The sequence below is a fragment of the Bacillus sp. JJ664 genome (assembly GCF_036962205.1).
GTDB lineage: Bacteria > Bacillota > Bacilli > Bacillales > Bacillaceae_G > Gottfriedia.
Window position 1 is genome coordinate 865 of sequence record NZ_JBALMS010000058.1, and the last position, 344, is coordinate 1208.

The 344-nt window shown below is 31.1% G+C and carries 1 protein-coding gene; it reads right to left on the minus strand.

Translation table 11 applies throughout. The features are described 5' to 3' along the window. Window positions 1–266, minus strand: a 266-nt coding sequence (locus V7056_RS10695; RefSeq protein WP_499701766.1) for a TMEM164-related integral membrane acyltransferase, incomplete at its 3' end; no start/stop codon positions are given. Window positions 267–344: the final 78 nt, after the last annotated feature.

Genomic DNA, 344 nt, shown 5'->3' on the forward strand with positions numbered 1-344 from the left:
GGTACTAATATAATTAAGCTGTGTGTACCGAAGAAATGTATAAATCTAAAATGTGGAAAATCAAAAAATAAATAAGGTGTTAAAACTGCCTGCATCGCACCTAAAATGCCCGTGAACAATACAATCTCGTAAACTAGCTTATTTCTTGTTAACAATAACAAAATGACTAAATATAAGCTGATACTACATAATTGCAGTGGTAACGAATCACTCGTTCTCCATATATCATTTTTTACCATCCATATATTATACAAAAGATCAGCCACAATCAGTAACCCGGCAATCCCAAACTCTACTTTTCTTAGATTTAACTCTCTTAATTTATTTCTACCTATATATAAACC